The organism is Streptomyces longispororuber (assembly GCF_014656095.1).
Lineage (GTDB): Bacteria > Actinomycetota > Actinomycetes > Streptomycetales > Streptomycetaceae > Streptomyces > Streptomyces longispororuber.
Genome location: NZ_BNBT01000107.1, coordinates 1 through 24,336, shown reverse-complemented (window position 1 = coordinate 24,336; position 24,336 = coordinate 1). Strand labels below are relative to the sequence as shown.

General features: G+C 73.8%; 17 protein-coding genes. 13 read left to right on the top strand and 4 right to left on the bottom strand.

Annotation, left to right across the window (positions count from 1 at the left end; all coding sequences use genetic code 11):
* Nucleotides 1-9: 9 nt before the first annotated feature.
* On the bottom strand, nt 10-3,180 hold the full coding sequence (locus tag IE330_RS26865; protein ID WP_444546236.1) for a lysylphosphatidylglycerol synthase transmembrane domain-containing protein: 3,171 nt from the start codon (nt 3,178-3,180) through the stop codon (nt 10-12).
* 212 nt (nt 3,181-3,392) lie between these two features.
* Between IE330_RS26865 and IE330_RS40090 the strand changes: the two genes are divergently transcribed.
* The 6 genes from IE330_RS40090 (at nt 3,393) to nudC (ending at nt 15,320) form a co-directional block, all read left to right on the top strand.
* Nucleotides 3,393-3,992, top strand: a complete 600-nt coding sequence (locus tag IE330_RS40090) for an MGMT family protein (protein WP_373314734.1) — start codon at nt 3,393-3,395, stop codon at nt 3,990-3,992.
* A gap of 168 nt (nt 3,993-4,160) precedes the next feature.
* Nucleotides 4,161-7,685, top strand: coding sequence for an ATP-dependent helicase (locus IE330_RS26855; RefSeq protein WP_190138708.1), 3,525 nt, complete (start codon nt 4,161-4,163; stop codon nt 7,683-7,685).
* A 169-nt stretch (nt 7,686-7,854) separates the two neighbouring features.
* Nucleotides 7,855-8,550: a hypothetical protein gene (locus IE330_RS26850; RefSeq protein ID WP_190138707.1), complete on the top strand. Its 696-nt coding sequence runs from the start codon at nt 7,855-7,857 to the stop codon at nt 8,548-8,550.
* Nucleotides 8,551-8,917: 367 nt separating this feature from the next.
* Nucleotides 8,918-12,640 carry an ATP-dependent helicase gene (locus IE330_RS26845; protein ID WP_190138706.1) on the top strand — a complete coding sequence of 1,241 codons (3,723 nt, stop codon included), beginning with the start codon at nt 8,918-8,920 and terminating at the stop codon, nt 12,638-12,640.
* Between the two features lie 250 nt (nt 12,641-12,890).
* On the top strand, nt 12,891-14,312 hold the full coding sequence (locus IE330_RS26840) for a dipeptidase (RefSeq protein WP_190138705.1): 1,422 nt from the start codon (nt 12,891-12,893) through the stop codon (nt 14,310-14,312).
* Between the two features lie 60 nt (nt 14,313-14,372).
* Nucleotides 14,373-15,320 carry an NAD(+) diphosphatase gene (gene nudC, locus IE330_RS26835; RefSeq protein ID WP_190138704.1) on the top strand — a complete coding sequence of 316 codons (948 nt, stop codon included), beginning with the start codon at nt 14,373-14,375 and terminating at the stop codon, nt 15,318-15,320.
* 13 nt (nt 15,321-15,333) lie between these two features.
* Here the strand turns inward: nudC and IE330_RS26830 are convergent, their stop codons facing one another.
* The gene (locus IE330_RS26830; protein ID WP_190138703.1) at nt 15,334-15,576 is read right to left on the bottom strand and encodes a mycoredoxin; all 243 of its coding nucleotides are present in this window, start codon (nt 15,574-15,576) and stop codon (nt 15,334-15,336) included.
* Between the two features lie 267 nt (nt 15,577-15,843).
* Between IE330_RS26830 and IE330_RS26825 the strand changes: the two genes are divergently transcribed.
* The 5 genes from IE330_RS26825 to IE330_RS26805 all read left to right on the top strand — a co-directional run bounded on the left by IE330_RS26825 (nt 15,844) and on the right by IE330_RS26805 (nt 19,838).
* Nucleotides 15,844-18,162, top strand: coding sequence for an ATP-dependent DNA helicase UvrD2 (locus IE330_RS26825; protein ID WP_190138702.1), 2,319 nt, complete (start codon nt 15,844-15,846; stop codon nt 18,160-18,162).
* A 163-nt stretch (nt 18,163-18,325) separates the two neighbouring features.
* A complete protein-coding gene (locus IE330_RS26820) occupies nt 18,326-18,652 on the top strand; it encodes a hypothetical protein (RefSeq protein WP_190138701.1) in 327 nt (108 codons plus the stop codon).
* A gap of 168 nt (nt 18,653-18,820) precedes the next feature.
* Nucleotides 18,821-19,189 (top strand): WhiB family transcriptional regulator, encoded by a 369-nt coding sequence (locus IE330_RS26815; protein WP_030359819.1) that lies wholly within the window; start codon nt 18,821-18,823, stop codon nt 19,187-19,189.
* Nucleotides 19,186-19,509 (top strand): putative WhiB-interacting protein, encoded by a 324-nt coding sequence (locus IE330_RS26810; RefSeq protein ID WP_190138700.1) that lies wholly within the window; start codon nt 19,186-19,188, stop codon nt 19,507-19,509. The genes IE330_RS26815 and IE330_RS26810 overlap by 4 nt, the downstream gene beginning before the upstream one ends.
* Before the next feature lie 137 nt (nt 19,510-19,646).
* Complete coding sequence (locus IE330_RS26805; protein WP_190138699.1) at nt 19,647-19,838, top strand: hypothetical protein; 192 nt, start codon at nt 19,647-19,649, stop codon at nt 19,836-19,838.
* 104 nt (nt 19,839-19,942) lie between these two features.
* Here the strand turns inward: IE330_RS26805 and IE330_RS26800 are convergent, their stop codons facing one another.
* Nucleotides 19,943-21,301, bottom strand: coding sequence for an ABC1 kinase family protein (locus tag IE330_RS26800; RefSeq protein ID WP_190138698.1), 1,359 nt, complete (start codon nt 21,299-21,301; stop codon nt 19,943-19,945).
* Between the two features lie 33 nt (nt 21,302-21,334).
* A complete protein-coding gene (locus IE330_RS26795; protein WP_190138697.1) occupies nt 21,335-22,480 on the bottom strand; it encodes a ThiF family adenylyltransferase in 1,146 nt (381 codons plus the stop codon).
* 462 nt (nt 22,481-22,942) lie between these two features.
* Here IE330_RS26795 and IE330_RS26790 point away from each other — a divergent pair, with 462 nt between their 5' ends.
* Both IE330_RS26790 and IE330_RS26785 read left to right on the top strand, forming a co-directional pair.
* Nucleotides 22,943-23,539: a M48 metallopeptidase family protein gene (locus tag IE330_RS26790; RefSeq protein ID WP_190138696.1), complete on the top strand. Its 597-nt coding sequence runs from the start codon at nt 22,943-22,945 to the stop codon at nt 23,537-23,539.
* A 140-nt stretch (nt 23,540-23,679) separates the two neighbouring features.
* A partial coding sequence (locus IE330_RS26785) for a TerD family protein (protein ID WP_190138695.1) occupies nt 23,680-24,336 on the top strand: 657 nt, incomplete at its 3' end.

Here is a 24,336-nt window from a genome sequence, read left to right as displayed (position 1 = left end):
GGAGGGGCCCTACAGGAGCCCCTTGCGCGTCAGGTGGTTGAAGAACAGCCACCCCGGGAGCACCGGCAGCCACAGGGTCAGCAGCCGGTACAGCAGCACCGCGGGCGCCGCCACGTCCTTCGGTACGCCCACCGCGATCAGGCCGACCGTCAGGGTCGCCTCGACGGCGCCGATGCCGCCCGGCGTGGGCGCGGCCGAGCCGAGGGCGTTGCCCGCGAGGAACACCACCGCGACGCTGGCCAGGCTCAGCGTGCCCATCTCCTCGCTGGCGAACGCCCGTACGGACGCGTCCAGGCACAGCACGAAGAAGAACGTCAGGAGCAGCATGCCGCCGATGCCGGTGAGCAGCTTCTGCGGGCGCTGGAGCACGTCCAGCATGCGCGGCACGACCCCCGCGAACAGCGACCGCACGCGCGCCACGACGATCTTGCGCAGGAACGGGATGGCGGTGACGACGAGCACGAGCACCGCCACCGACAACAGGCCCGCGATGACCGTGCGCGACGGCGTCAGCGACGGCGTCTTCTCGGTGCCCGTGAGGTAGCCGAAGACCAGCAGCAGCAGTACGTGCGAGCCGAGGCCGAAGAGCTGCGAGGCGCCGACGCTCGCCACCGCGAGCCCCGAGCGCACCCCGGACCGCTGCAGGAACCGGGTGTTCAGCGCGACGCCACCGACCGCGGCGGGCGCCACGATCTTCACGAACGACCCCGCGACCTGCGCCGACACCGTCCGCAGGAACGGCACCCGCTCGGGCACGAAGCCCAGCAGGCTCATCGCCGCGGCGAAGTAGCTCAGCGCGGAGAACGCCACCGCCGCGACCACCCAGCCCCACTCGGCCTCGTCGATGATCGTGCCGAAGTCGACGTGGGTGAGCTGCGAGAGCAGGAAGTACGCGCCGAGGGCGCCGGCGATGAAGCTGATCAGCGTGCGCGGCCTGATCCGTTCCAACTGGGCCGGCTCCACCGGGGCCGTCGGCCGGATCAGCAGCACCTGGTGGCGGATCTGCGTGAGCAGGTCCTCCTCACGGGCCTGCTCCATGGCCACGTCCATGGCCTGCTTCTCGGCCTGCTTCTCCGCACGCGCGGCCTTGCGCGCCGCCACGTCCCCGGACCGGGGCCCGGCCGCGTCCGCGGCTTCGGGGGTCTCGTGGGTCTCAGGGGTGTCAGGGGTGTCAGGGGTCTTGTGGGTCTCGCGGGCCTTGTGGGCCTCGTGGGCCATCTGGGTCTCGCGGGTCCCGTGGGCCTTTTGGGTCTCGCGGGCCTTGTGGGCCTTTTGGGTCTCGCGGGTCCCGTTAGCCTCGTGCTCCGCCGCGTCCGCGGCCGTCGCGGCCGTCGTAGCCGTCGTAGCCGTCGCGGTCGGCTCGTCCTCGCCGCGCGCCGCCTTCGCCCTCCGGGACGCCTCCAGGACCGCCTCCCGCTCCCGCTGGGCGCGCTCACGGGCCCGCTTGCGCAGCGTCGCGCGCGTGGAGCGGGTCAGCGCGATCGGCTGGAGCAGCGGCAGACAGTCGGCCACGGCGTCGGGCCCGAGCACGTCGACCGCCGCGGCGACCGCGCGCTCCGCGCCCACCCGCAGGCCGACGGCGGTCAGCAACTGGGCGATGTCCATCCGCAGGACCAGGTCGCCGGCCGCGATCTCGCCCCCGCGCAGATCCGTGAGGATCACCCTGCCGGAACGATCCACCAGGACGGCGTCCCCGGCGAGCCTGCGGTGCGCGATGCGCCGCGACTGCAGCGCCCGCACCTGCCGCCAGGTCTCCCGCAGCAGTTCGTCGGTGAGGGCTTCGTCCGGCAGCGAGTCCAGGGACCGCCCGCCCGTGTGCTCGTAGACGAGGATCACCGCGTCCGGGCCGAGCTCCGAGGTGGCGATCAGCTTCGGCGCGTTGGCGCCCGCCGCGATCGCCGCGTACGCGAGCAGGGCCTCCTGCTCCAGCGCCTGGCGCAGCGACTGGAGGCTGCGCCGGGTGGTGATGCCGCGCAGCGTCAGCCGGCGCCAGACCCGGTAGAAGAAGCCCTGCGCCTGCTGCTCGCGGTCGATGACCGTGACGTCGAGGGGCGGGCCGTCCTCCAGGGTGACGAAGTACCGGCGGCCACGGTCGGCCGCCTGGTCCGCGCTGTCGCCGGCGTCCTCGCGGGCGGCGCTCACCGGGCGGAACCCGACGTGCCGCAGACCGGCGAGCAGCGTCTGGCCGGTGGGCTGCACGTTCGGCGAACCGACCGCGTACAGCGTGCCGTACGCCACGCTCCAGCCGATCAGGACCGTCAGGATGATCGAGAACGGCGTCGTGTTGCCCGACACCAGCATCGTGAACGCCTCGAGCAGCAGCACCACGAGCAGCACGACGCGCCACCGCGGCCGGCGCGCCATGCCCACGGCCGTCATGTACGCGATGACCGGTGCGAGGTAGCCGTGCACCGGGTCGGTCAGCGCGTGCACGTCGCCGGGCGACGGCTGGGTGAGGGCGTCCTGGATGGACTCGGGGGCGCCCCTGGCCACCCACAGGTCGGTGGCCAGCGTCACGCCGTGCGCGAGGACGGCCGCGAGCACGCCGTCGGCGATCCGCAGCCCGTCCCGTTTGATCAGGCGCTCTATGGCGAACGCCACCGGCACGAGCAGCACGCCGATGCTCGCGGTCAGGCCCGCCAGCTTCATGAGCAGGTCCGGCGGCTCGCCGGTGCCCGCGTTGATGTCCTGCTCCAGGCCCGACGTCGTGCCGTGCGCGAACGCGGAGATCGCGAGCACCACGGCGATCGCCAGGATGCCGACGAGCAGCCGCATGAGGTCGGAGGGGCGGTGCACGCGCGCGGGGAGCAGGGGCTCGTCGCCCTCCACGCGCTCGTTGTAGGCGTCCTCGTCGCCGCAGCCTGCGTGGGCGGCGTGGTCGACGGCGTGGTCGGGGGCGACGACGGGGGGATCGGCCAGCGGGGGTTCCGGGGCCGGGTCCTTGCCGGGCGCCGGGGCGGGGGCCGGGTCCTGGCCGGGGTCCGAAGCCGGGGCGGGGCCCGCCGCCGGAGCGGGGTCCGCCGCCGGGGCCGCGTCCTGGCCGGGGGCGTCCGTGGAGGGGGGCTGTCCCTCGGCCGCGTCGGGCCGGGGCGGCAGCTCTCCGTGGGGTCTCAGGGCCGACTCACCCGAGTCGCGGCGTGACGTGCCCGCAGAGGTGCCAGCCGTCTTGTCGGAATGCACGCTCTGCTGCTCCGTCGCCTCTTCTTGATCTCGTATCACCTGTCACCGCCCGCACGATGGTGGCATGCCCCGCCGACAACGAGGGGCATCAGGGGGCAATACGGGGGCGTGAAAGAGACACGATGTGCCACTTCGGACGGTTTTGTACGCCGTCTCGGACGCTTCGTCGTCACCCGGTCACGGTGTCGGTGCCATGCGGCAAGATGGATCGGATGAGCGAGGAGAGCCGAGCGGTACCGGAGCTGCCGGAGTACGCGGAGCGCGTCCTGGACCTGGCGGAGGCGATCCCTCCGGGCCGGGTCATGACCTACGGAGACGTCGCCGAGTGGCTGGAGGAAGGCGGCCCCCGGCAGGTCGGCCGGGTCATGTCCCTCTACGGCGGCGGCGTCCCGTGGTGGCGCGTGGTCCGCGCCGACGGCGTCCTGCTCCCCGGCCACGAACTGCGCGCCCTGGAGGCGTACCGCGCCGAGGGCACCCCCCTCAGGGAGGCGGGCCGGACCACCGAGGGGCACGTGCCGCGGCTCGACATGCGGCGGGCACGCTGGGACGGCGGGCCGGTCGGCTCCCAGGGCGGGCCGGTCGGCTCTCAGGGTGGGCCGGTCGGCTCCCAGGGTGGCGAGGCCGCCCCTCGCGGCGAGGCGGTCGCTCCTGACAGCGAGGTGGTCGCTTCCGGCGGCGGGGCGGTCGCTGCCGGCGGCCGCGCGGGCGGTCGCGACGGCCGGGAGGCCGTTCCCGCAGGCCGGGCCGACGGCCCCGACCGCGCGACGGGCGACCTCGGCGGGCGGCCGCGGACTCCGGAGGCTCACATCTGACAGCTTCCGGCACGCGGGCGCCCGACGGTGGGCCGGTGGCCCGTACGGGGGAAGCCCCACGCCCCACGCACCCGCTGGCGTAGCGTCGACAGCACGCATGCACCCTCATCTCGTAGCTGTCCCGCAGCCACTCCTCGATCAGCACACCCACCAGGACCGGCGACCCACGTGAGCTCCACTTCATCCGCCCGGCACGCACGGCACGCCAGGCACCTGTCGTACCAGCAGGTACGACAGGGGGCCTCGGGTGCCTACCGGCTGGTGCGTACCCCGCCGGTGCCTGCGGACCCCCCTGAGCTGGACGCACGACAGCGCGCCGTGGTTGACCACGACGGCGGCCCGCTGCTCGTCCTCGCAGGTCCGGGCACCGGCAAGACCACCACCCTGGTCGAGTCGGTCGCCGCGCGCGTCGCCAAGGGCACCGACCCCGAGCGCGTCCTGGTGCTCACGTTCAGCCGCAAGGCGGCCGTGGAACTGCGCGACAGGATGGCCCACCGCCTCGGCGCCGCCGACGCCCCGCAGGCCACCACCTTCCACTCCTTCTGCTACGCCCTGGTCCGCGCCCACCAGGACGCCGACCTGTTCGTCGAGCCGCTGCGGCTGCTCTCCGGACCCGAGCAGGACGTCGCCGTACGGGAGCTGCTCGCCGGCCAGCTCGACCTCGGCCGGGAGGGCCTCGCCCGCGTCCGCTGGCCGGACGAGCTCCGCGCCTGCCTCACCACCCGCGGCTTCGCCGACGAGGTGCGCGCCGTCCTCGCCCGCAGCCGCGAGCTGGGCCTCGACCCGGCCGCCCTGGACGCCTTCGCGCGCCGCACCGGCCGCCCGGACTGGCGCGCGGCGGCCGCGTTCCTCGCCGAGTACCTCGACGTCCTCGACCTCCAGGGCGTGCTCGACTACGCCGAGCTGGTGCACCGCGCGGTGCTCCTCGCCCACCGCCCCGAGGTGGCACGGGCCCTGGCCGCGCAGTACGACGCCGTGTACGTGGATGAGTACCAGGACACCGACCCCTCCCAGGTGCGCCTCCTGGGCGCCCTCGCGGGCGGCGGGCGCGACCTCGTCGCCTTCGGCGACCCCGACCAGTCCATCTACGCCTTCCGCGGCGCCGACGTGAACGGCATCCTCAGGTTCCCGTCCGACTTCCCGCGCGCGGACGGCACCCCCGCGCCGGTCGAGGTCCTCACGACGTCCCGCCGCTCCGGCGCCCGCCTCCTGGCCGCCACCCGCCTCCTCACCCGGCGCATGTCGCTCACCCGCCTCCCCGCCGAGAAGGTGCGCGCCCACCGGGACCTCGCCGCCGTCAGGGACGGCGGACGCGTCGACGTCCTGACGTTCCCCACGGCGGGTACGGAGATCGACAACATCGCGGACGTCCTGCGCCGCGCCCACCTGGAGGACGGCGTCCCCTGGAGCGAGATGGCCGTCCTCGTCCGCGCCGGCACCCGCACCATCCCGGCCTTCCGCCGCGCCCTCACCGCCGCCGGCGTCCCCCTGGACATAGACGGCGACGACATCCCCCTGCGCCACGAGCCGGCGGTGACGGCCCTCCTGACGGCCCTGCGCGCTGTCGCCACGGCGGAGCTGGGGGAGACGGACACAGCGGAACCGGTGCCCTCGGAGGGAGCCGCTCCCGCATCACCGCTTCTGGAGGACAGCGATTCCGAAGCCGCGTCTTCGGAGGGCGCGGATGCGGGCACGGGCACGGAAGAGGGCGCGGGGGCGGGCGCGGTCGGCTCCTGGCTCGACACCGAGACCGCCCTCACCCTGCTCACCTCCCCGCTCGCCGGGATGGACGCCGCCGACCTCCGCCGCCTCGGCCGCGCCCTGCGCGAGGAGGAGCGCGCCGCGGGCAACCCCCTGCCCCCGCCCTCCGACGTCCTGCTCGCCCGCGCGCTGGCCGAGCCGGAGCGGCTGGTCGCGCACGACCCCTCGTACGCGAAGGGCGCCCAGCGGCTGGGCGAGCTCCTGGCCCGGGCGCGGGCCCGCCTCGCGAGCGGCGGCACGGCGGAACAGGCGCTGTGGGAGCTGTGGGACGGCACCCCCTGGCCCCGGCGCCTGGAGCGCGACGCTCGGCGCGGCGGCGCGGCGGGCCGCAACGCCGACCGCGACCTGGACGCGGTGTGCGCCCTGTTCGCCACCGCCGCGCGCGCGGAGGAACGCACCGGCGGCCGTGGCGCCCTGAACTTCCTGGAGGAGATCGAGGCCCAGGACATCGCCGCCGACACGCTCACGCGCCGCCTCGTGCGCCCCGACGCCGTACGCCTCATGACGGCCCACCGCTCCAAGGGCCTCCAGTGGCGGCTCGTCGTGGTCGCGGGCGTCCAGGAGGGCCTCTGGCCCGACCTGCGCCGCCGCGGCTCCCTCCTGGAGGCCGACCGCATCGGACGCGACGGCATCGCCGAACCCCTCACCCCGGGAGCCCTGCTCTCCGAGGAGCGCCGGCTGTTCTACGTGGCCGCCACGCGCGCGCGGGAACGCCTCGTCGTCACCGCCGTCAAGGCGCCCGCCGACGACGGCGACCAGCCGTCCCGCTTCCTCACCGAACTCGGCGTCGAGCCGAAGGACGTGACGGGCCGCCCGCGCCGCCCGCTGTCCGTCGCCGCGCTCGTCGCGGAGCTGCGCGCCACGACCGTCGACCCGCGCGCCTCGGACGCCCTGCGCGAGGCCGCGGCCCAGCGCCTGGCCCGCCTCGCCGCGCTCAGCGACACCGACGGGCGGCCCCTCGTACCGTCCGCGCACCCCTCCCGGTGGTGGGGCATGTTCGAGCCGACGGCGAGCACGGTGCCCGTCAGGGACCGCGACAAGCCGGTCGTGCTCTCCGGCAGCGCCCTGGACCAGCTCGCCAACACCTGCGCCCTGCAGTGGTTCCTGGGCCGCGAGGTGAAGGCGGACGCGCCCGCCACCGCCGCCCAGGGCTTCGGCAACGTGGTGCACGTCCTGGCCGACGAGGTCGCCTCCGGGCGTACGCCCGCCGACCTCGACGTCCTCATGGAGCGCCTGGAATCGGTGTGGGACGCCCTCGCCTTCGACGCCCCCTGGAAGTCGGAGCAGGAGAAGGAGCACGCGCGCGTGGCGCTCGAACGCTTCCTCCAGTGGCACGTCAGCGGCGCCCACGCGGGCCGCACCCCCCTCGCCGGGGAGCACGACTTCGACGTCACCCTCGAAGCGGGCCCCTACGAGGTGCGCGTACGCGGCTCCATGGACCGCGTCGAACGGGACGCCGACGGCCGCGCCTACGTGGTCGACTTCAAGACCGGCAAACAGGCCCCCAGCGCCGCCGAGGTCGCCCGCCACCCGCAGCTCGCCGTCTACCAGCTCGCCGTGCGCGAGGGCGCGGCCGATGCCCTCTTCGACGGCGCCCGCCCCGAGTCGGGCGGCGCGGAACTGGTGCACCTGCGCCAGGGCGCCGCCAAGAAGGACGGCGGCGACACCCTGCCCAAGGTGCAGACACAGCCGCCCCTGGGCCGCGGCACGGACGCCGGGAACGGCCCGGACGCCGAGGGCGACACCGACGGCAACGGTCGTGGTGGCGGCGGTGGCGGCGATGGCGGCGACTGGATCGGTGGCCTGCTGGCCACGGCCGCGGGCAAGGTCCTGGACGAGCGCTTCACGCCCACCACGGGCCAGCACTGCAACCACTGCGCCTTCCGCGCCTCCTGCAGCGCCCTCCCCGAAGGCCGCCACGTCGTGGAGTGACGCCGTACCCCACCGTCACCCCCGGGTGCGTGGCCGAAGTCACGTACCGCCACCCGCGCCCGCGGCGGCCGCAGGGGCCATCTAAGGTCTCCGTCAAGCCGCGCCGTGTCCGCGGCGCCCGGTGCGTCCCGCACCACCCGTACGTGCACCGTCCTGAGGAGAACCCCACATGGCAGCCAACCGTAAGCTCCTGGCAGCGGCAGCCGTCTGCGCCGTCGCCGTCATCGGCGTCACGGGCTGCAGCAGTGACAGCGGCGACAAGGACCCCTTCGAGGGCATGAGCGCCGACAAGATCGCCAAGAAGGCGTCGACGGCCTCCCGGGGCGCCGGCTCCTTCACGATGCTGAGCCGGACCACTCAGGACGGCCAGGAGATCACCGGTGAGTTCTCCGTCCTGGAGAGCGGCGACTGCAAGGCCACGATCGAATCGCCCAAGACCGGCCACTCCGAGCTCCTCACCATCGGCGAGACCTCCTACATCAAGGGCGACGAGGCGTTCTGGAAGGCCACCGGCCCCGGCGTCGCCGACCGCGTCAAGGGACGCTGGGTGAAGTCGCCCGCCAAGGGGAAGAGCGCCTGCGACCTGGGCGGCCGCAAGATGTTCGAGGGCAAGAAGCTCAAGGGCCTGGAGCGCGGGGACGACGCCGAGGTCGACGGCCAGAAGACCGCCGTCCTGGTCAAGAAGAAGGGCGACGAGACCACCACCTTCTACGTCGCCCTGGAGGGCAAGCCGTACTTCCTGAAGGTCACCAACGACGGTGACTCCAAGGGCACGGCGACCTTCCGGGACTTCGACAAGCCCATCGACGTCAAGGCGCCGCCTTCCGGTGAGGTCGTCGACGAGAAGGAGCTGGCGGGCCGCTGAGTCACCCCGGGGTTCCCTTCTCGCCCCCCGGGGCGCGCGCCTCCTAGGTCACGCCCCGGGCCGCCTGCGGGCTCAGGACCACGCTTCGGGCTGCCCAAGGGCTCTGGACACGCTTCGGGCTGCCTAGAGGCTGCTTGGGCCGCACCTGGGCTGCCCGGGCGCTCCGGGGCGGCTCCCGCTGCCGGCCGGCTTCTGCGCGGATGGGCCGCTCCTGCCGCTCGGGCTCTTCCGCTGATCGGCCCTTCCGGAGAGCGCCCCCCCGGAGAGCCGCGCCTCCCGCCGGGCCACCCCCCCCACGACGGTGGTCGGCGGCCCCTGACGACCGGATCCGTCCCGATTGTCAGTGGCCGCCGCTAGCCTCTCTGACGTGTCCTCCCGCATCACCGACCCCGACGAGCTCAAGGAGCTCCTCGGCATCCCGTTCACCCCGGAGCAGACGGCCTGCATCACGGCGCCGCCCGCCCCGCAGGTCATCGTGGCCGGGGCCGGATCGGGCAAGACGACGGTGATGGCCGCGCGCGTGGTGTGGCTGGTCGGCACCGGCCAGGTCGCCCCCGAGCAGGTCCTCGGCCTGACCTTCACCAACAAGGCGGCGGGCGAGCTCGCCGACCGCGTGCGCCAGGCCCTGGTCAAGGCGGGCGTGACCGACCCCGACGCCGCCGACCCCGACGCCACCCCGGGCGAGCCGGTCATCTCCACGTACCACGCCTTCGCCGGCCGCCTGCTCACCGACCACGGCCTGCGCATCGGCCTGGAGCCCACCTCCCGGCTCCTCGCCGACGCCACCCGCTTCCAGCTCGCCGCCCGCGTCCTGCGCGAGGCCCCCGGCCCGTACCCGGCGCTGACCCGCTCCGTCCCCGACCTCGTCAGCGACCTCCTCGCCCTCGACAGCGAGCTGGCCGAGCACCTCGTGGACCCCGCCGCGCTCCGCGTGTACGACACGGAGCTCCTGCGCACCCTGGCGGGCGCCAAGCTCACCAACGCCGACCTGCGCAAGGTTCCCGAGACGGCCGCCGCCCGCATCGAGCTCACCGGCCTCGTCGAGCGGTACCGCGAGGCCAAGCGCGCCCGCGACCTGCTCGACTTCGGCGACCAGATCGCCCACTCCGCGACCCTCGCCCGCACCCGCGCCGACGTCGGCGCGATCCTCCGCGACGAGTTCCGCGTCGTCCTCCTCGACGAGTACCAGGACACCTCCGTCGCCCAGCGCGTCCTCCTGGCGGGCCTGTTCGGCGGCGGCACCGGCCACCCCGTCACCGCCGTCGGCGACCCCTGCCAGGCCATCTACGGCTGGCGCGGCGCCTCCGTCGCCAACCTCGACGACTTCCCGCACCACTTCGCCCACGCCGACGGCCGCCCCGCCACCCGCCAGGCGCTCAGCGAGAACCGCCGCAGCGGCGGCCGCCTCCTCGACCTCGCCAACGGCCTCGCCGCGCCCCTGCGCGCCCTCCACGCGGGCGTGGAGGCCCTGCGGCCCGCCCCCGGCGCCGAGCGCGACGGCACCGTCCGCTGCGCCCTCCTGCGCACCCACGGCGAGGAGATCGCCTGGATCGCCGACTCCCTCGCCCACCTCGTCCGCACCGGCACACCCCCCGGCGAGATCGCCGTCCTGTGCCGCACCGCGACCGACTTCGCCGACATCCAGGGCGCCCTCGTCGCCCGCGACGTCCCCGTCGAGGTCGTCGGCCTGTCGGGCCTGCTGCACCTCCCCGAGGTCGCCGACCTCGTCGCCGTCTGCGAGGTCCTCCAGGACCCCGGAGCCAACGCCGCCCTGGTACGCCTCCTCACCGGCCCCCGCTGGCGCATCGGCCCCCGCGACCTCGCCCTCCTGGGCCGCCGCGCCCGCCTCCTGGTCCGCCACGGTCACCCCTCCGACGCCGCCACCGAGGACCCCGACCGGCGCCTGGCCGCGGCCGTCGAAGGCGTCGACCCGTCCGAGGTGATATCCCTCGCGGACGCGCTCGACACGTTCCTGGAGTCGCCGATCGACGCCTCCGACGACGACGGCCTGCCCTTCTCCTCCGAGGCCCGCGTCCGGTTCGCCCGCCTCGCCGCCGAACTGCGCGACCTGCGCCGCTCCCTCGCCGACCCGCTCATGGACGTCCTGCACCGCGTCCTCGCCGTCACCGGCCTGGAAGTCGAACTGTCCGCGTCCCCGCACGCCCTCGCCGCCCGCCGCCGCGAGACCCTGTCGAACTTCCTCGACGTCGCCGCGTCCTTCGCCGCCAACGACCCCTCCGCCTCCCTGCTCGCCTTCCTCGGCTTCCTGCGCACGGCCGCGCAGTACGAGAAGGGCCTCGACAACGCCCTGCCCGGCGGCGAGAACACCGTCAAGGTGCTCACCGCCCACAAGTCCAAGGGCCTGGAGTGGGACGTCGTCGCCGTGCCCGGCCTGGTCAACGGCACCTTCCCCAGCGCCCAGGGCCGCGAGAAGTGGACCGCCCAGGCCAAGGTCGTCCCGCACGCCCTGCGCGGCGACACCGAGACCCTGCCCGACATCACCGCCTGGGACGCCAAGGGCATGAAGGCCTTCCACACGGACATGAAGGACCACCAGCACACCGAGGAGCTCCGCCTCGGCTACGTGACCTTCACCCGCCCCCGCAGCCTCCTGATCGGCTCCGGCCACTGGTGGGGCCCCGCCCAGAAGAAGCCACGCGGCCCCTCTGACTTCCTCACCGCCCTGTACGACCACTGCGCCACCGGCCACGGCGAGATCGAAGCCTGGGCCGAGGCCCCGGAGGACGGCGACGAGAACCCCGCCCTGCGCGAGGCGGCGACCGACCACGCCTGGCCGCTGCCGCTCGACCCCGCGTCCCTGGCCCGCCGCCGCGCCGCCGCCGACACCGTCCAGGCCCACCTGGACCGCCTCCTCCTGCCCGGAGGGGCCCGCGACCACCAGGAGTCCCACCCGGCGGCGGACCCGGAGTGGCCACCGCCGCCCGAGGACGACGGGTTCCCCGGGGACGACGACTACGCGTACGAGTACGCGTACGAGGATGTCCACGAGGGTGAGGGCGAGCACGCGTACGACGACGAGGGCCAGGCCCTCCCGCACGCGGACGGGGACGCCGACGGAGACCCGGCCGACTGGGACGTGTGGGACTCCTGGGACACCGAGCGACCCGCGTTGCCGCACCCGGTGCATCCAGGGCATCCGGGGCATCCAGTGCACTCGCCGTACTCCGCGCACCCGGAGCACGAGGTGGCCGAGGCAGCCGGTCCTCCGGCCCCGGAGGCCGCTGCCCACCCGGTGCACCAGGAGACCGACCACCCCGTCCCCGGGGCAGCCGTCCCGCACGCGCGCGTACCGCACGCCCCTGATCAGGCCCGTACCCCCGGGCAGGCTCTCACGCCGGAGGAGTCCCGCGTCCTCGCCTCCTGGGACCGCGACCTGGACGCCCTCACCAGCGAACTGCTGCGCGCCCGCGAAGGCGTCCGCGAGGTGCCGCTGCCCGCCACCCTCACCGCCTCCCAGCTCCTGCGCCTGGCCGCCGACCCGGACGGCCTCGCGCAGGAGCTCGCCCGGCCCATGCCCCGGCCGCCCCAGCCCGCCGCACGCCGGGGCACCCGCTTCCACGCCTGGGTGGAGGCCCGCTTCGAAGAGCTGCGCCTGCCCATGCTCGGCCCGGACGAGCTGCCCGGCGGCGGCCCGGGCGAGGCCGAGATCGCCGACGAGCGCGACCTGGAGGCGCTCAAGGAAGCCTTCGAGCGCACCCCGTACGCCCACCGCACGCCCTACCGCGTGGAGGCGCCCTTCCAGCTCTCCCTCGCGGGCCGCGTCATCCGGGGACGCATGGACGCCGTCTACAAGAACGGCGACGGCGACGACATCACGTACGAGATCGTCGACTGGAAGACCAGCCGCACCCAGGACGCCGACCCGCTCCAGCTCGCCGTGTACCGCCTGGCCTGGGCCGAGCAGCATGGCGTCCCCCTGGAGTCGGTGACAGCGGCCTTCCTGTACGTCCGTACTGGCGACACCGTCCGCCCGGACAGCCTGCCCGGCCGCGCGGAGCTGGAGCGGATCCTGCTCGGCGAGGACCCCCGGGACGGCGAGGACGCCCAGGACGGCCGGTACGGCCAGTAAGCGCAGGACAGCCAGTGCGGGTGAGGACGCCGTGGGCGGCCGTGGGCTGGGCCGGCCGGGCGGCAGGATCGCCGGGGCGGCCGAGGCGGTCACGGCCACGGGCCCGGCGGCGGCTCCGGGTGAACCCACGCCGTCCACGGCGGTCGCCACGACCCCGGGGTGGCCCCGCCCGGCCGCCCCGGCGGAGGCGGCGTCCGGACCGACCGGCCGCCGGACCGGAACGCTCCCACGGGCCGATAGGCTCGTGACCATGAGCAAGACCGCCGACCCCGCTGACAGCGCCGTCAGCACCGTGCGCGCGTACATCGACGAGCACCGCGCCGCCTTCCTCGACGACCTCGCCGCGTGGCTGCGCATCCCCTCCGTGTCGGCGCAGCCCGAGCACGCCCACGACGTGCGCCGCAGCGCCGAGTGGCTCGCCGCGCGGCTCGAGGAGACCGGCTTCCCGACCGTCGAGGTGTGGCCGACGCCCGGCGCCCCGGCCGTCTTCGCCGTGTGGCCGTCCGACGACCCGCACGCGCCCACCGTCCTCGTCTACGGCCACCACGACGTCCAGCCCGCCGCCCGCGCGGACGGCTGGGACACCGACCCCTTCGAGCCGGTCGTCCGAGAAGGCCGCCTCTACGCGCGCGGGGCCGCCGACGACAAGGGCCAGGTGTTCTTCCACACACTCGGCGTGCGCGCCCACCTCGCCCTGACCGGCCGCACCACCCCCGCCGTGCACCTGAAGCTCCTCGTCGAAGGCGAGGAGGAGTCCGGCTCCCCGCACTTCCGCGACCTGATCGAGCGGCACCGCGACCGCCTGGCCGCCGACGCGGTCGTCGTCTCCGACACCGGCATGTGGTCCAAGGACACCCCGACGGTCTGCACCGGCATGCGCGGCCTCGCCGACTGCGAGATCGAGCTGTACGGCCCCGACCAGGACATCCACTCCGGCTCCTTCGGCGGCGCCGTGCCCAACCCCGCCACCGCCGCCGCCCGGCTCGTCGCCGCGCTGCACGACGACCACGCGCGCGTGGCCGTCCCCGGCTTCTACGACGGCATCGTCGAGCTCACCGACCGCGAACGCGCGCTCTTCGCGGAGCTGCCCTTCGACGAGACCGAGTGGCTGCGCACCGCCACGTCGTACGCCACCCACGGAGAGGCCGGCCACACCACCCTGGAGCGCATCTGGGCCCGGCCGACCGCCGAGGTCAACGGCATCGGAGGCGGCTACCAGGGCCCCGGCGGCAAGACGATCATCCCGTCCAGCGCCATGCTGAAGCTCTCCTTCCGCCTCGTCGCCGGGCAGGACCCCGACCACGTCGAGAAGGCCGTCCGCGCGTGGGTGGCCGACCAGCTCCCCGACGGCATCCGGCACACGATCACCTTCGGCGCCGCGACCCGCCCCTGCCTGACCCCGCTGGACCACCCCGCCCTGCGCTCCGTGGCCCGCGCCATGGGCCGCGCCTTCGAGCAGGAGATCCGCTACACGCGCGAAGGAGGCTCCGGCCCCGCCGCCGACCTCCAGGACGTCCTCGACGCGCCCGTGCTGTTCCTCGGCATCTCCATCCCCTCCGACGGCTGGCACGCGCCCAACGAGAAGGTCGAGCTGGACCTGCTCCTCAAGGGCGTCGAGGCCACCGCCTACCTGTGGGGCGACCTCGCGGAGCACTGGCCCGATGCACACTGAGCACACCGCGGACACCCGCTCGCCGAACCATCCACAGCACCGGGGGAGTTGGAAGCACCAGTGACCACCTGGACCGACCGCGCCGCAGACCGGCCCGTCTCGCTCACCGCGCCGAGCGGCATCGACCGCGCGGCCCACCACCGGCTCGACGAGGCCTGGCTCGCCGCCGCCTGGAGCCACCCCTCGACCCGGGTCTTCGTGGTCTCCGGCGGCCAGGTCCTCATCGACGAGACCCCCGACGGCCGCACCGAACTGGTCATGACCCCGACCTTCGAAGCGCCCCTCACCGAAGCCCACCGCTACTTCCTGGGCACCGACGAGGACGGTGTGAGCTACTTCGCGCTCCAGAAGGACACGCTGCCCGGCCGCATGGACGCCTCCGCGCGCGCCGCCGGACTGCGCGAGGCGGGCCTGCTCCTGTCCCCGCGCGACGCCGGCCTCATGGTGCACGCCGTGGCCCTGGAGAACTGGCAGCGCATGCACCGCTTCTGCTCGCGCTGCGGCGAGCGCACGGTCATCGCCGCGGCCGGCCACATCCGCCGCTGCCAGGCCTGCGGCGCCGAGCACTACCCGCGCACCGACCCCGCCGTGATCATGCTCGTGACCGACGAGAAGGACCGCGCGCTCCTCGGCCGCCAGGTGCACTGGCCCGAGGGCCGCTTCTCCACGCTCGCGGGGTTCGTGGAGCCCGGCGAGTCCATCGAGCAGTCCGTACGCCGCGAGGTCTGGGAAGAGGCAGGCGTCACCGTCGGCGACGTGGAGTACGTCACCAGCCAGCCCTGGCCCTTCCCCTCCAGCCTCATGCTCGGCTTCATGGCGCAGGCCACCTCGTCGGAGATCAACGTCGACGGCGAGGAGATCCACGAGGCCCGCTGGTTCTCCCGGGACGACCTGCGGGCCGCGTTCGAGTCCGGGGAGGTCCTGCCTCCCTACGGCATCTCGATCGCGGCCCGCCTGATCGAACTCTGGTACGGCGAGGCCCTGCCGCGCCCGGGCACGGCAGCCTGACCCCGCCCGGCGCCTAGGCGCCGAGCTTCTGCTTGACCTGCGCCAGCGAGGGGTTCGTCAGCGTCGAACCGTCCGGGAAGAGAACGGTGGGAACCGTCTGGTTGCCACCGTTCGCCTTCTCGACGAACGCGGCGGACTCCGGGTCCTGCTCGATGTTGACCTCGGTGTACGCGATGCCCTCGCGGTCCATCTGGCCCTTCAGCCTGCGGCAGTAGCCGCACCACGTGGTGCTGTACATCGTCACGGTGCCCGGCATGTCTCTCGCGCTCCTTCACGGCTCGGGATGCGTTGTCGCACTTCGGGTGCGTCTCGCACCAGGTCGAACGTACGCGACGCGATCGTCATTCCCGTACCCGCGCCTCCACCGGTGGGCGGACCCCCCGGGGCGGGGCCGCCTCCTTCGGAGGGCGAGGCCGGGGGCGAAGCCGGGGGGGGGCGAGGCCGGGGCGCGCGAGAGGGGCGCGGGGGAGGGGCGGGCAGCGTGCGGCCGCGTCGGTTGTCATGTGCCTGGTTGGACGCGGGCATGACCTTCGACTCATTAGTACGACTACTGGCGCCTCCCTGTGGACAACCCGCTCACGCGTCCCACGAGACCTGGCAGCATGGCGGGGTGACAGCAGCAACGCACTCCACCCTCTTCCCGCGGGACCCCGGCGGTTCCGCATACTCGGCGCCGCCGAGCGGGGCCGACGCGGTGCTCGACGGGCTCGACCCCGAGCAGCGCGAGGTCGCGACCACCCTGCACGGGCCGGTCTGCGTGCTCGCCGGCGCGGGCACGGGCAAGACCCGCGCCATCACCCACCGCATCGCGTACGGAGTGCACGCGGGCATCCTCCAGCCCGCCACCGTGCTCGCCGTCACCTTCACCAACCGCGCCGCGGGCGAGATGCGCGGCCGCCTGCGCCAGCTCGGCGCCCACGGCGTCCAGGCCCGCACCTTCCACTCCGCCGCCCTGCGCCAGCTCCACTACTTCTGGCCCAAGGCCGTCGGCGGCCCCCTGCCCCGCATCATCGAGCGGAAGGTCCAACTCGTCGCCGACGCGGCCGCCGCCTGCCGCATCCGCCTCGACCGCAACGAACTGCGGGACGTGACCAGCGAGATCGAATGGTGCAAGGTTACCCAGACCGTCCCCGCCGACTACGCCGCGGCCGCCGCCCGCCGCGGCCGCGAGGCCCCCCGCGACCCCGCCGAGATCTCCCAGCTCTACGCCGCCTACGAAGAACTCAAGCGGAACCGCTCCGTCATCGACTTCGAGGACGTCCTGCTCCTCACCGTCGGCATCCTCCAGGACCGCCACGACATCGCCGAACAGGTCCGCTCCCAGTACCAGCACTTCGTCGTCGACGAGTACCAGGACGTCAGCCCCCTCCAGCAGCGCCTCCTGGAACTGTGGCTCGGCGAGCGCGACAACCTCTGCGTCGTCGGCGACGCCAGCCAGACCATCTACTCCTTCACCGGAGCCACGCCCGACCACCTCCTCGACTTCCGCACCCGCCACCCGGGCGCCACCGTCGTCAAACTCGTCCGGGACTACCGCTCCACCCCCCAGGTCGTCCACCTCGCCAACGGCCTGCTCGCCCAGGCCAGCGGCCGCGCTGCCGACCACCGCCTGCAACTCGTCTCCCAGCGCGACCCCGGCACCGAACCCGTCTACACCGAGTACGCCGACGAACCCGCCGAAGCCGAAGGCGCCGCCCGCCGCATCCGCGCCCTCCTCGACGACGGCACCCCCGCCAGCGAGATCGCCGTCCTCTTCCGCACGAACGCGCAGTCCGAGATCTACGAACAGGCCCTCGCCGACGCCGGCATCCCCTACCAGCTCCGCGGCGCCGAGCGCTTCTTCGAACGCGCGGAGGTACGCGAAGCCGGCGCGGCCCTGCGCGGCGCCGCCCGCTTCGGCGCCAACGACGCCCTCCTGGACGACGTGGTCGACCTGCCCTCCCAGGTCCGGGCCGTCCTGTCCACCAAGGGCTGGACGTCCGAGCCCCCCGCCGGCTCCGGCGCCGTACGGGACCGCTGGGAATCCCTGGCCGCCCTCGTGCGCCTCGCCGAGGACTTCGCCCGCGCCCGGCCCACCGCCACCCTCGCCGACCTGGTGGCCGAACTGGACGAGCGCGCCGCCGCCCAGCACGCCCCCACCGTCGAAGGCGTCACCCTGGCCTCCCTGCACGCCGCCAAGGGCCTGGAGTGGGACGCCGTCTTCCTGGTCGGCCTCGCCGAGGGCATGATGCCGATCGCGTACGCCAGGACCGACGAGCAGATCGAGGAAGAGCGACGGCTCCTCTACGTCGGCGTGACCCGCGCCCGCGTCCACCTCTCCCTGTCCTGGGCGGTCTCCCGCTCACCCGGCGGCCGCCCCAACCGCAGGGCCACCCGGTTCCTGGACGGCCTGCGCCCGGGGTCCGGCACGACCGCCGGGACACGGGCGACCGGCGGCACCGGCGGCATCGAACGCGGCACCGGCGGCAGCGACCCCGGCAGCCCCCGCGAGCGCCGCCGCCGCAGCCGCACACCGGCCCGCTGCCGCGTCTGCGGCCGCACCCTCACCGAAGCCGGCGAGATGAAGCTGATGCGCTGCGAGGACTGCCCGTCCGACATGGACGAGAGGCTCTACGAGCGCCTGTGGGAGTGGCGCGCGGGACGTGCACGGCGCATCGGACAGCCCCCGTTCTGCGTCTTCACGGACAAGACCCTGATCGCGATCGCCGAGGCCGTGCCCGAGGAGGAGAGCGACCTCGCCCGCATCCCCGGCGTCGGCCTGCGCAAGGTACGCACCTACGGCGCCGACGTCCTCGCCATCTGCGCAGGTCAGGAGGTTGCCGACGGCGACGGGTCGAACTGAGCGGAACTCGTCGAAAAAATAGTTTGCGCATGCGCCAGCAATCCCCATAGGTTCTTAGCACGGAAACGGCGGGCTTCTCCGGAGCCCCGGTTCCGTGCTGTACTTGTCAGTCCGCAGGACCGGCTTCGGCCGCTCCCCTAGACGCCGAGAGGAGGCGATTCCAGTGATCAGCATCAACGACAGCTTCGTCAGCACCGCCAAAATGACCGATCGCTCGGTCGTCGCTTCCTGCCTGCTCGGCTTCTCGCACCAGGGCACCGGTCTGTCCGTCGGCAGCGCCGCCGTGCGTCCGGCTGCCTCCCTGCCTCTCCTGGGTCTGGAGATCCGTGAGGGCAATGAGCGACCGACCAAGGCACCGGAAGCAGTAGTGACGGCACAGGCGCAGGCCTATGCCCTCGCGGCAGCCGGTGCCGGATTCCGGAAGCAGACGACGCAGCACCACACGATGTGGGCCTTCCGTGGGCTCGAACCCTGGAGTGATCCAGTCTGACCTCGATCAGACCGGCGCCTTCAGGGCCGCGGAACCCCACCCGGGATCCGCGGCCCTTCTGTTTTCCCCACACACCGGGAAGACGGAGCGAAGGGGCCACAGCAAGACCCGGTACCAGCCGCCAGCCGGCCGACCAGGCCGGAACGACCAGACGAGGAAGAACACACCGTGCAACTCGAAGCGCACGCCCCGTCCGTACCGCCTTCAGACACGCTCCCGCCGCCCGCACCCACGGAGGACCCGACCTTGACCCCCCTCACCGCGCTCACCGCGCTCGACGACGCCATCGAGAACCTCGGCGTACCCGTCCCCTGCCGCGCCTACGACCCGGAAGTCTTCTTCGCGGAGTCCCCGGCCGACGTCGAGTACGCCAAGTCGCTCTGCCGCACCTGCCCGCTGATGGAGGCCTGCCTCGCCGGCGCCAAGGAGCGGCGCGAGCCCTGGGGTGTCTGGGGCGGTGAGCTGTTCGTCCAGGGCGTCGTCGTAGCCCGCAAGCGCCCGCGTGGCCGCCCGCGGAAGAACCCGGTAGTGGCATGAACACCGCTGGAACGATCGACCGCCCCCTCACGCACGACCCCAAGAAGCAGGCCCCGATGAAGGCACCAGCCAGCGAGCCCACCGGCTCCGCGACCCCAGACTTCACCACCACCGGCGCGCCCGGCTCGCGCCAGAACAGGACCCGAGAAATGCAACTCATCCCAGAAGCCCTGGCCCGTGCGCATATGCACGAGCGACTGCGTGAGGCCGAGCAGCAACGCCCGGCCGCTCGCCTGATCGCCGCCCGCAGGATGCAGCGCCGCGCCGAACGCGCCTCGCTGCGCGCCCGCCGCGCGCTCGCCATGGCGGTCATGCAGTAGGCCACGCCAGCGCCACTCAGGCACACATGAAGCTCCCAAGAGCTTCGCCCCACAGCCCGCGGGGGCCGGTCCGAACGGACCGGCCCCCGCGGTGCGTTCTGCCAACGGACACCCGGCGACGGCGATATGGTCGCCCAGTGGACCAGCAGTCTTCTCACCGTGCGGACACCGAGGACCTCGTGTGCTCCCGCTGCGGCACGGTCGCCGACGGCCGCCCGCCCACCTGGACCTGCTCCGTGGAGAACGGCACCCGCCACTACTTCTGCGACAACTGCTCGCGGGAGAACCTGCGGGCCATCGAGGGGCGGCTGGACTCGACTTGGTGGTAGCGGCCTTGCGGAGCGCCTATCCCCTTGGGGGGCTCCCCCCCTCCCCCTCCCCCTCCCCCTCCCCCTCCCCCTCCCACCCCGCCCCCCGTCGCGCTCACATCAGGTCATGCCTCAGCCGCCGCTTCGCCCAGTTCCGGCTCGTCCGCGAGGAAGCCGGGCAGCCACTCCTCCAGCTCGTCCCGCATCCGTACCGTGGCGCCCAACTGGCACAGCACGCCGATGGTGCTCAGCGTCACGCGGTGTATCAGCAGGTATGAGGGCGGCAGGTTGAGACGCTTGCCGAGCTGGTAGGCGGGGGAGCGGGGATCAGCGATCCGCGCCGCCTGGCTGCGCATCCAGCCGCGGGTGAAGGTGAACTCGTCCGCCAGCGCCGGCTCGATGATCGGCAGCAAATAGTCGAGGACGGCCTCCGGCTCCAGGTCGACCGAATCCTTGACGAAACCCTCCTCGCACAGCATCTCGTACACCGCGTCCGCCCTGCCCTCGACCGTCATCCGCAGGGAGCGGCCGATCGTCGGGGGCAGCCCGCCGGGCAGCCGGTCCACCGTGCCGAAATCCAGGACGCCGAGGCGCCACTCGCCCTTCTCGCCCGGGAGCAGCCGGAAGTTTCCCGGGTGGGGGTCGGCGTGCAGCAGGCCCGTGCGGGCCGGGCCGGAGAACAGGAAGCGGGCCAGGAGCTGGCCCGCCCGGTCCCGCTCCTCCTGCGAGCCGTCGGCGATCACCTCCGCCAGCGGCACCCCGTCGATCCACTCCGTCACCAGGACCTGCTCGCTCTGGTGGATCACGTCGGGCACCACCACGTCCGGGTCGTCGGCGAACTCCTCGGCGTGGATGCGCTGTGCTTGCGCCTCGAGGTCGTAGTCCAGCTCCTCGGAGACCCGGTCGCGCAGCTCGGCGATGAGGGGCTTGATGTCCATTCCGGGGATGAGCGGCCCGAGGACCCGGGCGAAGCGGCCCAGTTGGTTCAGGTCGGAGAGCAGGGCCTCGCCCGCTCCGGGGTACTGGACTTTGACTGCGACGTCCCGGCCGTCCTCCCATACCGCCCGGTGCACCTGGCCGATCGAGGCCGCTGCCGCGGGTTTGTCGTCGAAGGCACGGAACCGCTCCCTCCAGTCCTCACCGAGCCGCTCCGCCAGCACGGCGTGCACCGTGCGGGTCGGCATCGGTGGGGCCGCTTCCTGTAGTTTCGTCAGCGCGGCCCGATAGGGCCCCGCGACCTCCTCCGGCAGTGCCGACTCGAAGACGGACAGTGCCTGCCCGAACTTCATCGCACCGCCCTTCAGCTCGCCGAGCACCTTGAACAGTTGCTCCGCCGTGCGCTGTTGCAGCTCGCGTCCGACGATCTCGGCCGACTTCCCGCCGATCCGCTTGCCGAGCCCCCAGGTCGCGCGGCCCGCGAAGCCGAGCGGCAGCGCGGCCAGTTTGGCGGTTCGGGTGACCGCCTTCCGGGGAAGATCAGACATGCGCCCCTCCAAGTCCCAGACAGCCGCGCCCTCTCAGGCGGTTACACCGGTCATTGTCTCGTGCGGCTCGCGATCCACTGAGGTGTGCTCCCCTTTTACTTGCTCGCCGGCCCCGCAAGAACAGTCGCTGTGGGCCGTGAGGCGCTGCGCGCGCCAGGCGAACCGGGGCGTCGCCGCCAGCCAGCGCACCCCGGCCGCCGCGGGCTCCGCGCCGTCCAGGAAGGCCAGGGCGTGCGCCGCGGCGAGCCCGGCCACCGCGGTGGCCAGGGCCAGGTCACAGGCAGGGACCTGGCGCCTGTGGCCGGAGTGCCACTGTGCCAGCATCCGGGGCCAGGCGGCGTCACGGTCCGTCGCCTCCAGGGCGAGGCAGCCCGCGCAGGCGCTCACCCCCGGCAGCACCAGGGGCCCGACCACGCCCGTGCCCTCGATCACACCCGCGTACAGGTGCGGCGTACCGGCCGCGACCAGGGGCTCGGCGGTGGACGGTGCCGGGGCGTAGGCGTCGAGGCCGTCACGAGGAGTGATCAGGACCAGAGACAGGGGCCGCTCGCCGGTGGTGCGGGCCTCGGGGTGCCGTGGCGGGCGGCCGGGGGCGGCTTGGCGCACGGCCCGTCGCGCCGCGGCGTCCCTGCGCTGCCCGACGGAGTCGGCGGGCAGCCCGCCGGGAGCGACGTCCCAGGGCTCGACGCAGCCACCGTCCATGACGTCCACCTGCCCGACCCCGGCCCCGGACAGGACCGAGGCCACCAGCGCGCCGACCCGGCCGGTGCCCTGTACGCGCACGCGGGTGGCCCGGCGTGCGGCCAGTTTGCGGATGCCGTCGTCGGGGTGGGGTGTGACGGCGGACAGGGCGGCGAGGTCCGGGCGCAGTCGGTCCATCGTGTCAGCGCGGGCACGCAGGGCGTCCGCGGCCGGGCCGCCGCCGGTGGCGTCGTCGAGCAGGCCCGCGTGGGCCAGGCGCCGGAGCAGCGCGTCCACGTGCCCGTCGGGCAGGCCCATTCTCTTGCCCTCCTCACGCAGCAGCGGCAGTCCCCGCGTGCCGTCGAGGAGGCTGAGGAAGCTGCCCGTCGCGGTGTCGACCGGGCCCAGCAGGCGGGCGTGCGCGGGCGTCACTCCGCATTGGACGGTGTTCAGATCGCGCCAGCCGCGCCGCAGCGCCGGCTTGAGGATCGGATGCATGTGTTCCCCCGTGTCGTACCTGTTGTGTGCCGTGTGCCGTGTGCCGTCTGCCCGTCTGCCCGTCTGCCCGTCTGCCCGTCTCCGTCTGCCGTGTGCCGTGTGCCGTGTGCCGTGTGCCGTCTGCCGTGGGCCTTGCGCCTGCGCCGCACCTCGTGTGCCTCACGCCCCGCTCGCAGGCCGCGCCGTTCGTCCCCGCCCGTCGGGCGCGGAGCACAGCCCCGCCCGCGAGCCGCCGAGCACAGCCGCGCCCGCCAAGCGTTCCGCGGGTGCGGTGAGCGGGGCCGAGTCGACGTCCGCTCGATGGCCAGCATGCCGGGAAACGGGTGCGGGGTGCGTGCGGTTGTCCACAGGTGGCGAGGGTTTGTCGTACTAATCGAGCTGATCGAGGGCACAGCGGGTGGATCGGCACTGAACCGTCCCGGAGGCGGGACTTCCCCGTTGCCGAACCGGTAACGTCGAGGCGTGCCCGTCGACCCACTGCACCGCGCCGGAAGTCCACAGCGCAGCGCGACCAGCCCGCCGTCGTCCGGGGCGGCGGCGAGCGCGGTCGAGGTGCGGCGGAGCGCCCGCCGGCGCAGAACGGTCTCGGCGTACCGCGAGGGGGACCGCACCGTCGTCCTCATCCCCGCCCGCATGTCCGAGGCGGAGGAGCGGCGGTGGGTGAGCGTCATGCTGGACAAGCTGGCCGCGCAGGAGAGCAAACGGGTCCTCGGGGACAGTCAGCTCGCCGAGCGGGCGCGGCGGCTCTCGGAGCAGTTCTTCGAGGGGCGGGCGCGTCCCACGTCCGTGCGCTGGGTGACCAATCAGAACACCCGGTGGGGCTCGTGCACGCCGGCGGAGGGCAGCATCCGCCTGTCGCACCGGCTGCAGGGCATGCCCGAGTACGTGGTCGACTACGTCCTCGTCCACGAGCTCGCGCACCTGCTGGTGCCGGGGCACGGGCCGCGTTTCTGGCAGCTCCTGGAGGCGTACCCGCGTACCGAGCGGGCCCGGGGCTACCTCGAAGGGGTGGTGGCCGCGGACCGGCTGCCGCACCTGCCCGCCGCCAGGGAGGAGTGAGGCGGCTCCCGGCGCCGCCCGCGCGCGGGGGCTCCCTCGCCGGTTGTGTACCGGGTCTGTACCGACGTCGTCCGCTGTCGGACTGAGCGGTTAGCCTGGCGCGACGTGTTCACACTCGGGACGGGGGACGGTCGTTACGTATGGCCAGGGAATTCCAACGCGGCCACAAGGCCAAGATCAGTGACCTCACCGCGGGGACCGATCTGTACGTCGGCGTGCACATCGCTGCCCCCGGGCTGAGCTTCGACATCAGTTGCTTCGGTCTGGACGCGGACGAGCGCCTTTCGGATGACCGTTACTTCATCTTCTACAACCAGCCGAAGTCCCCGGAGGGCTCGCTCCAGCTCCTGGGTGCGCAGGCCGGTGACAACGAGTCCTTCCGCGTCACCCTCGACCGGATCCCGCAGCAGATCCAGAAGCTGTCGTTCACCGCGACGATCGACGGTGACGGGCAGATGTCCCAGATCACGTCGGGCTACATCCGTATCGTCGCGGGCGGTGAGGAGGTCGCGCGCTACGCGTTCAACGGCGCGGAGTTCTCCACCGAGCGGGCGCTGATGCTCGGTGACTTCTACCTGAAGGACGTGTGGCGGTTCGCCGCGGTCGGACAGGGCTTCGACGGCGGCCTCGACGCGCTGCTGCGGAACTTCGGCGGGGAGGTCGCCGAGGAGGAACCCGCAGCCGCCGCCCCGCAGGCGCAGGCGCAGGCACCGGGGCAGGCGCCCGGGTTCGCGCCCCCCGCGGCCAGCACGCCGCCGCCCGCCTCCGCGGCCCCCGCATCGCCCACCCCGGCGCCC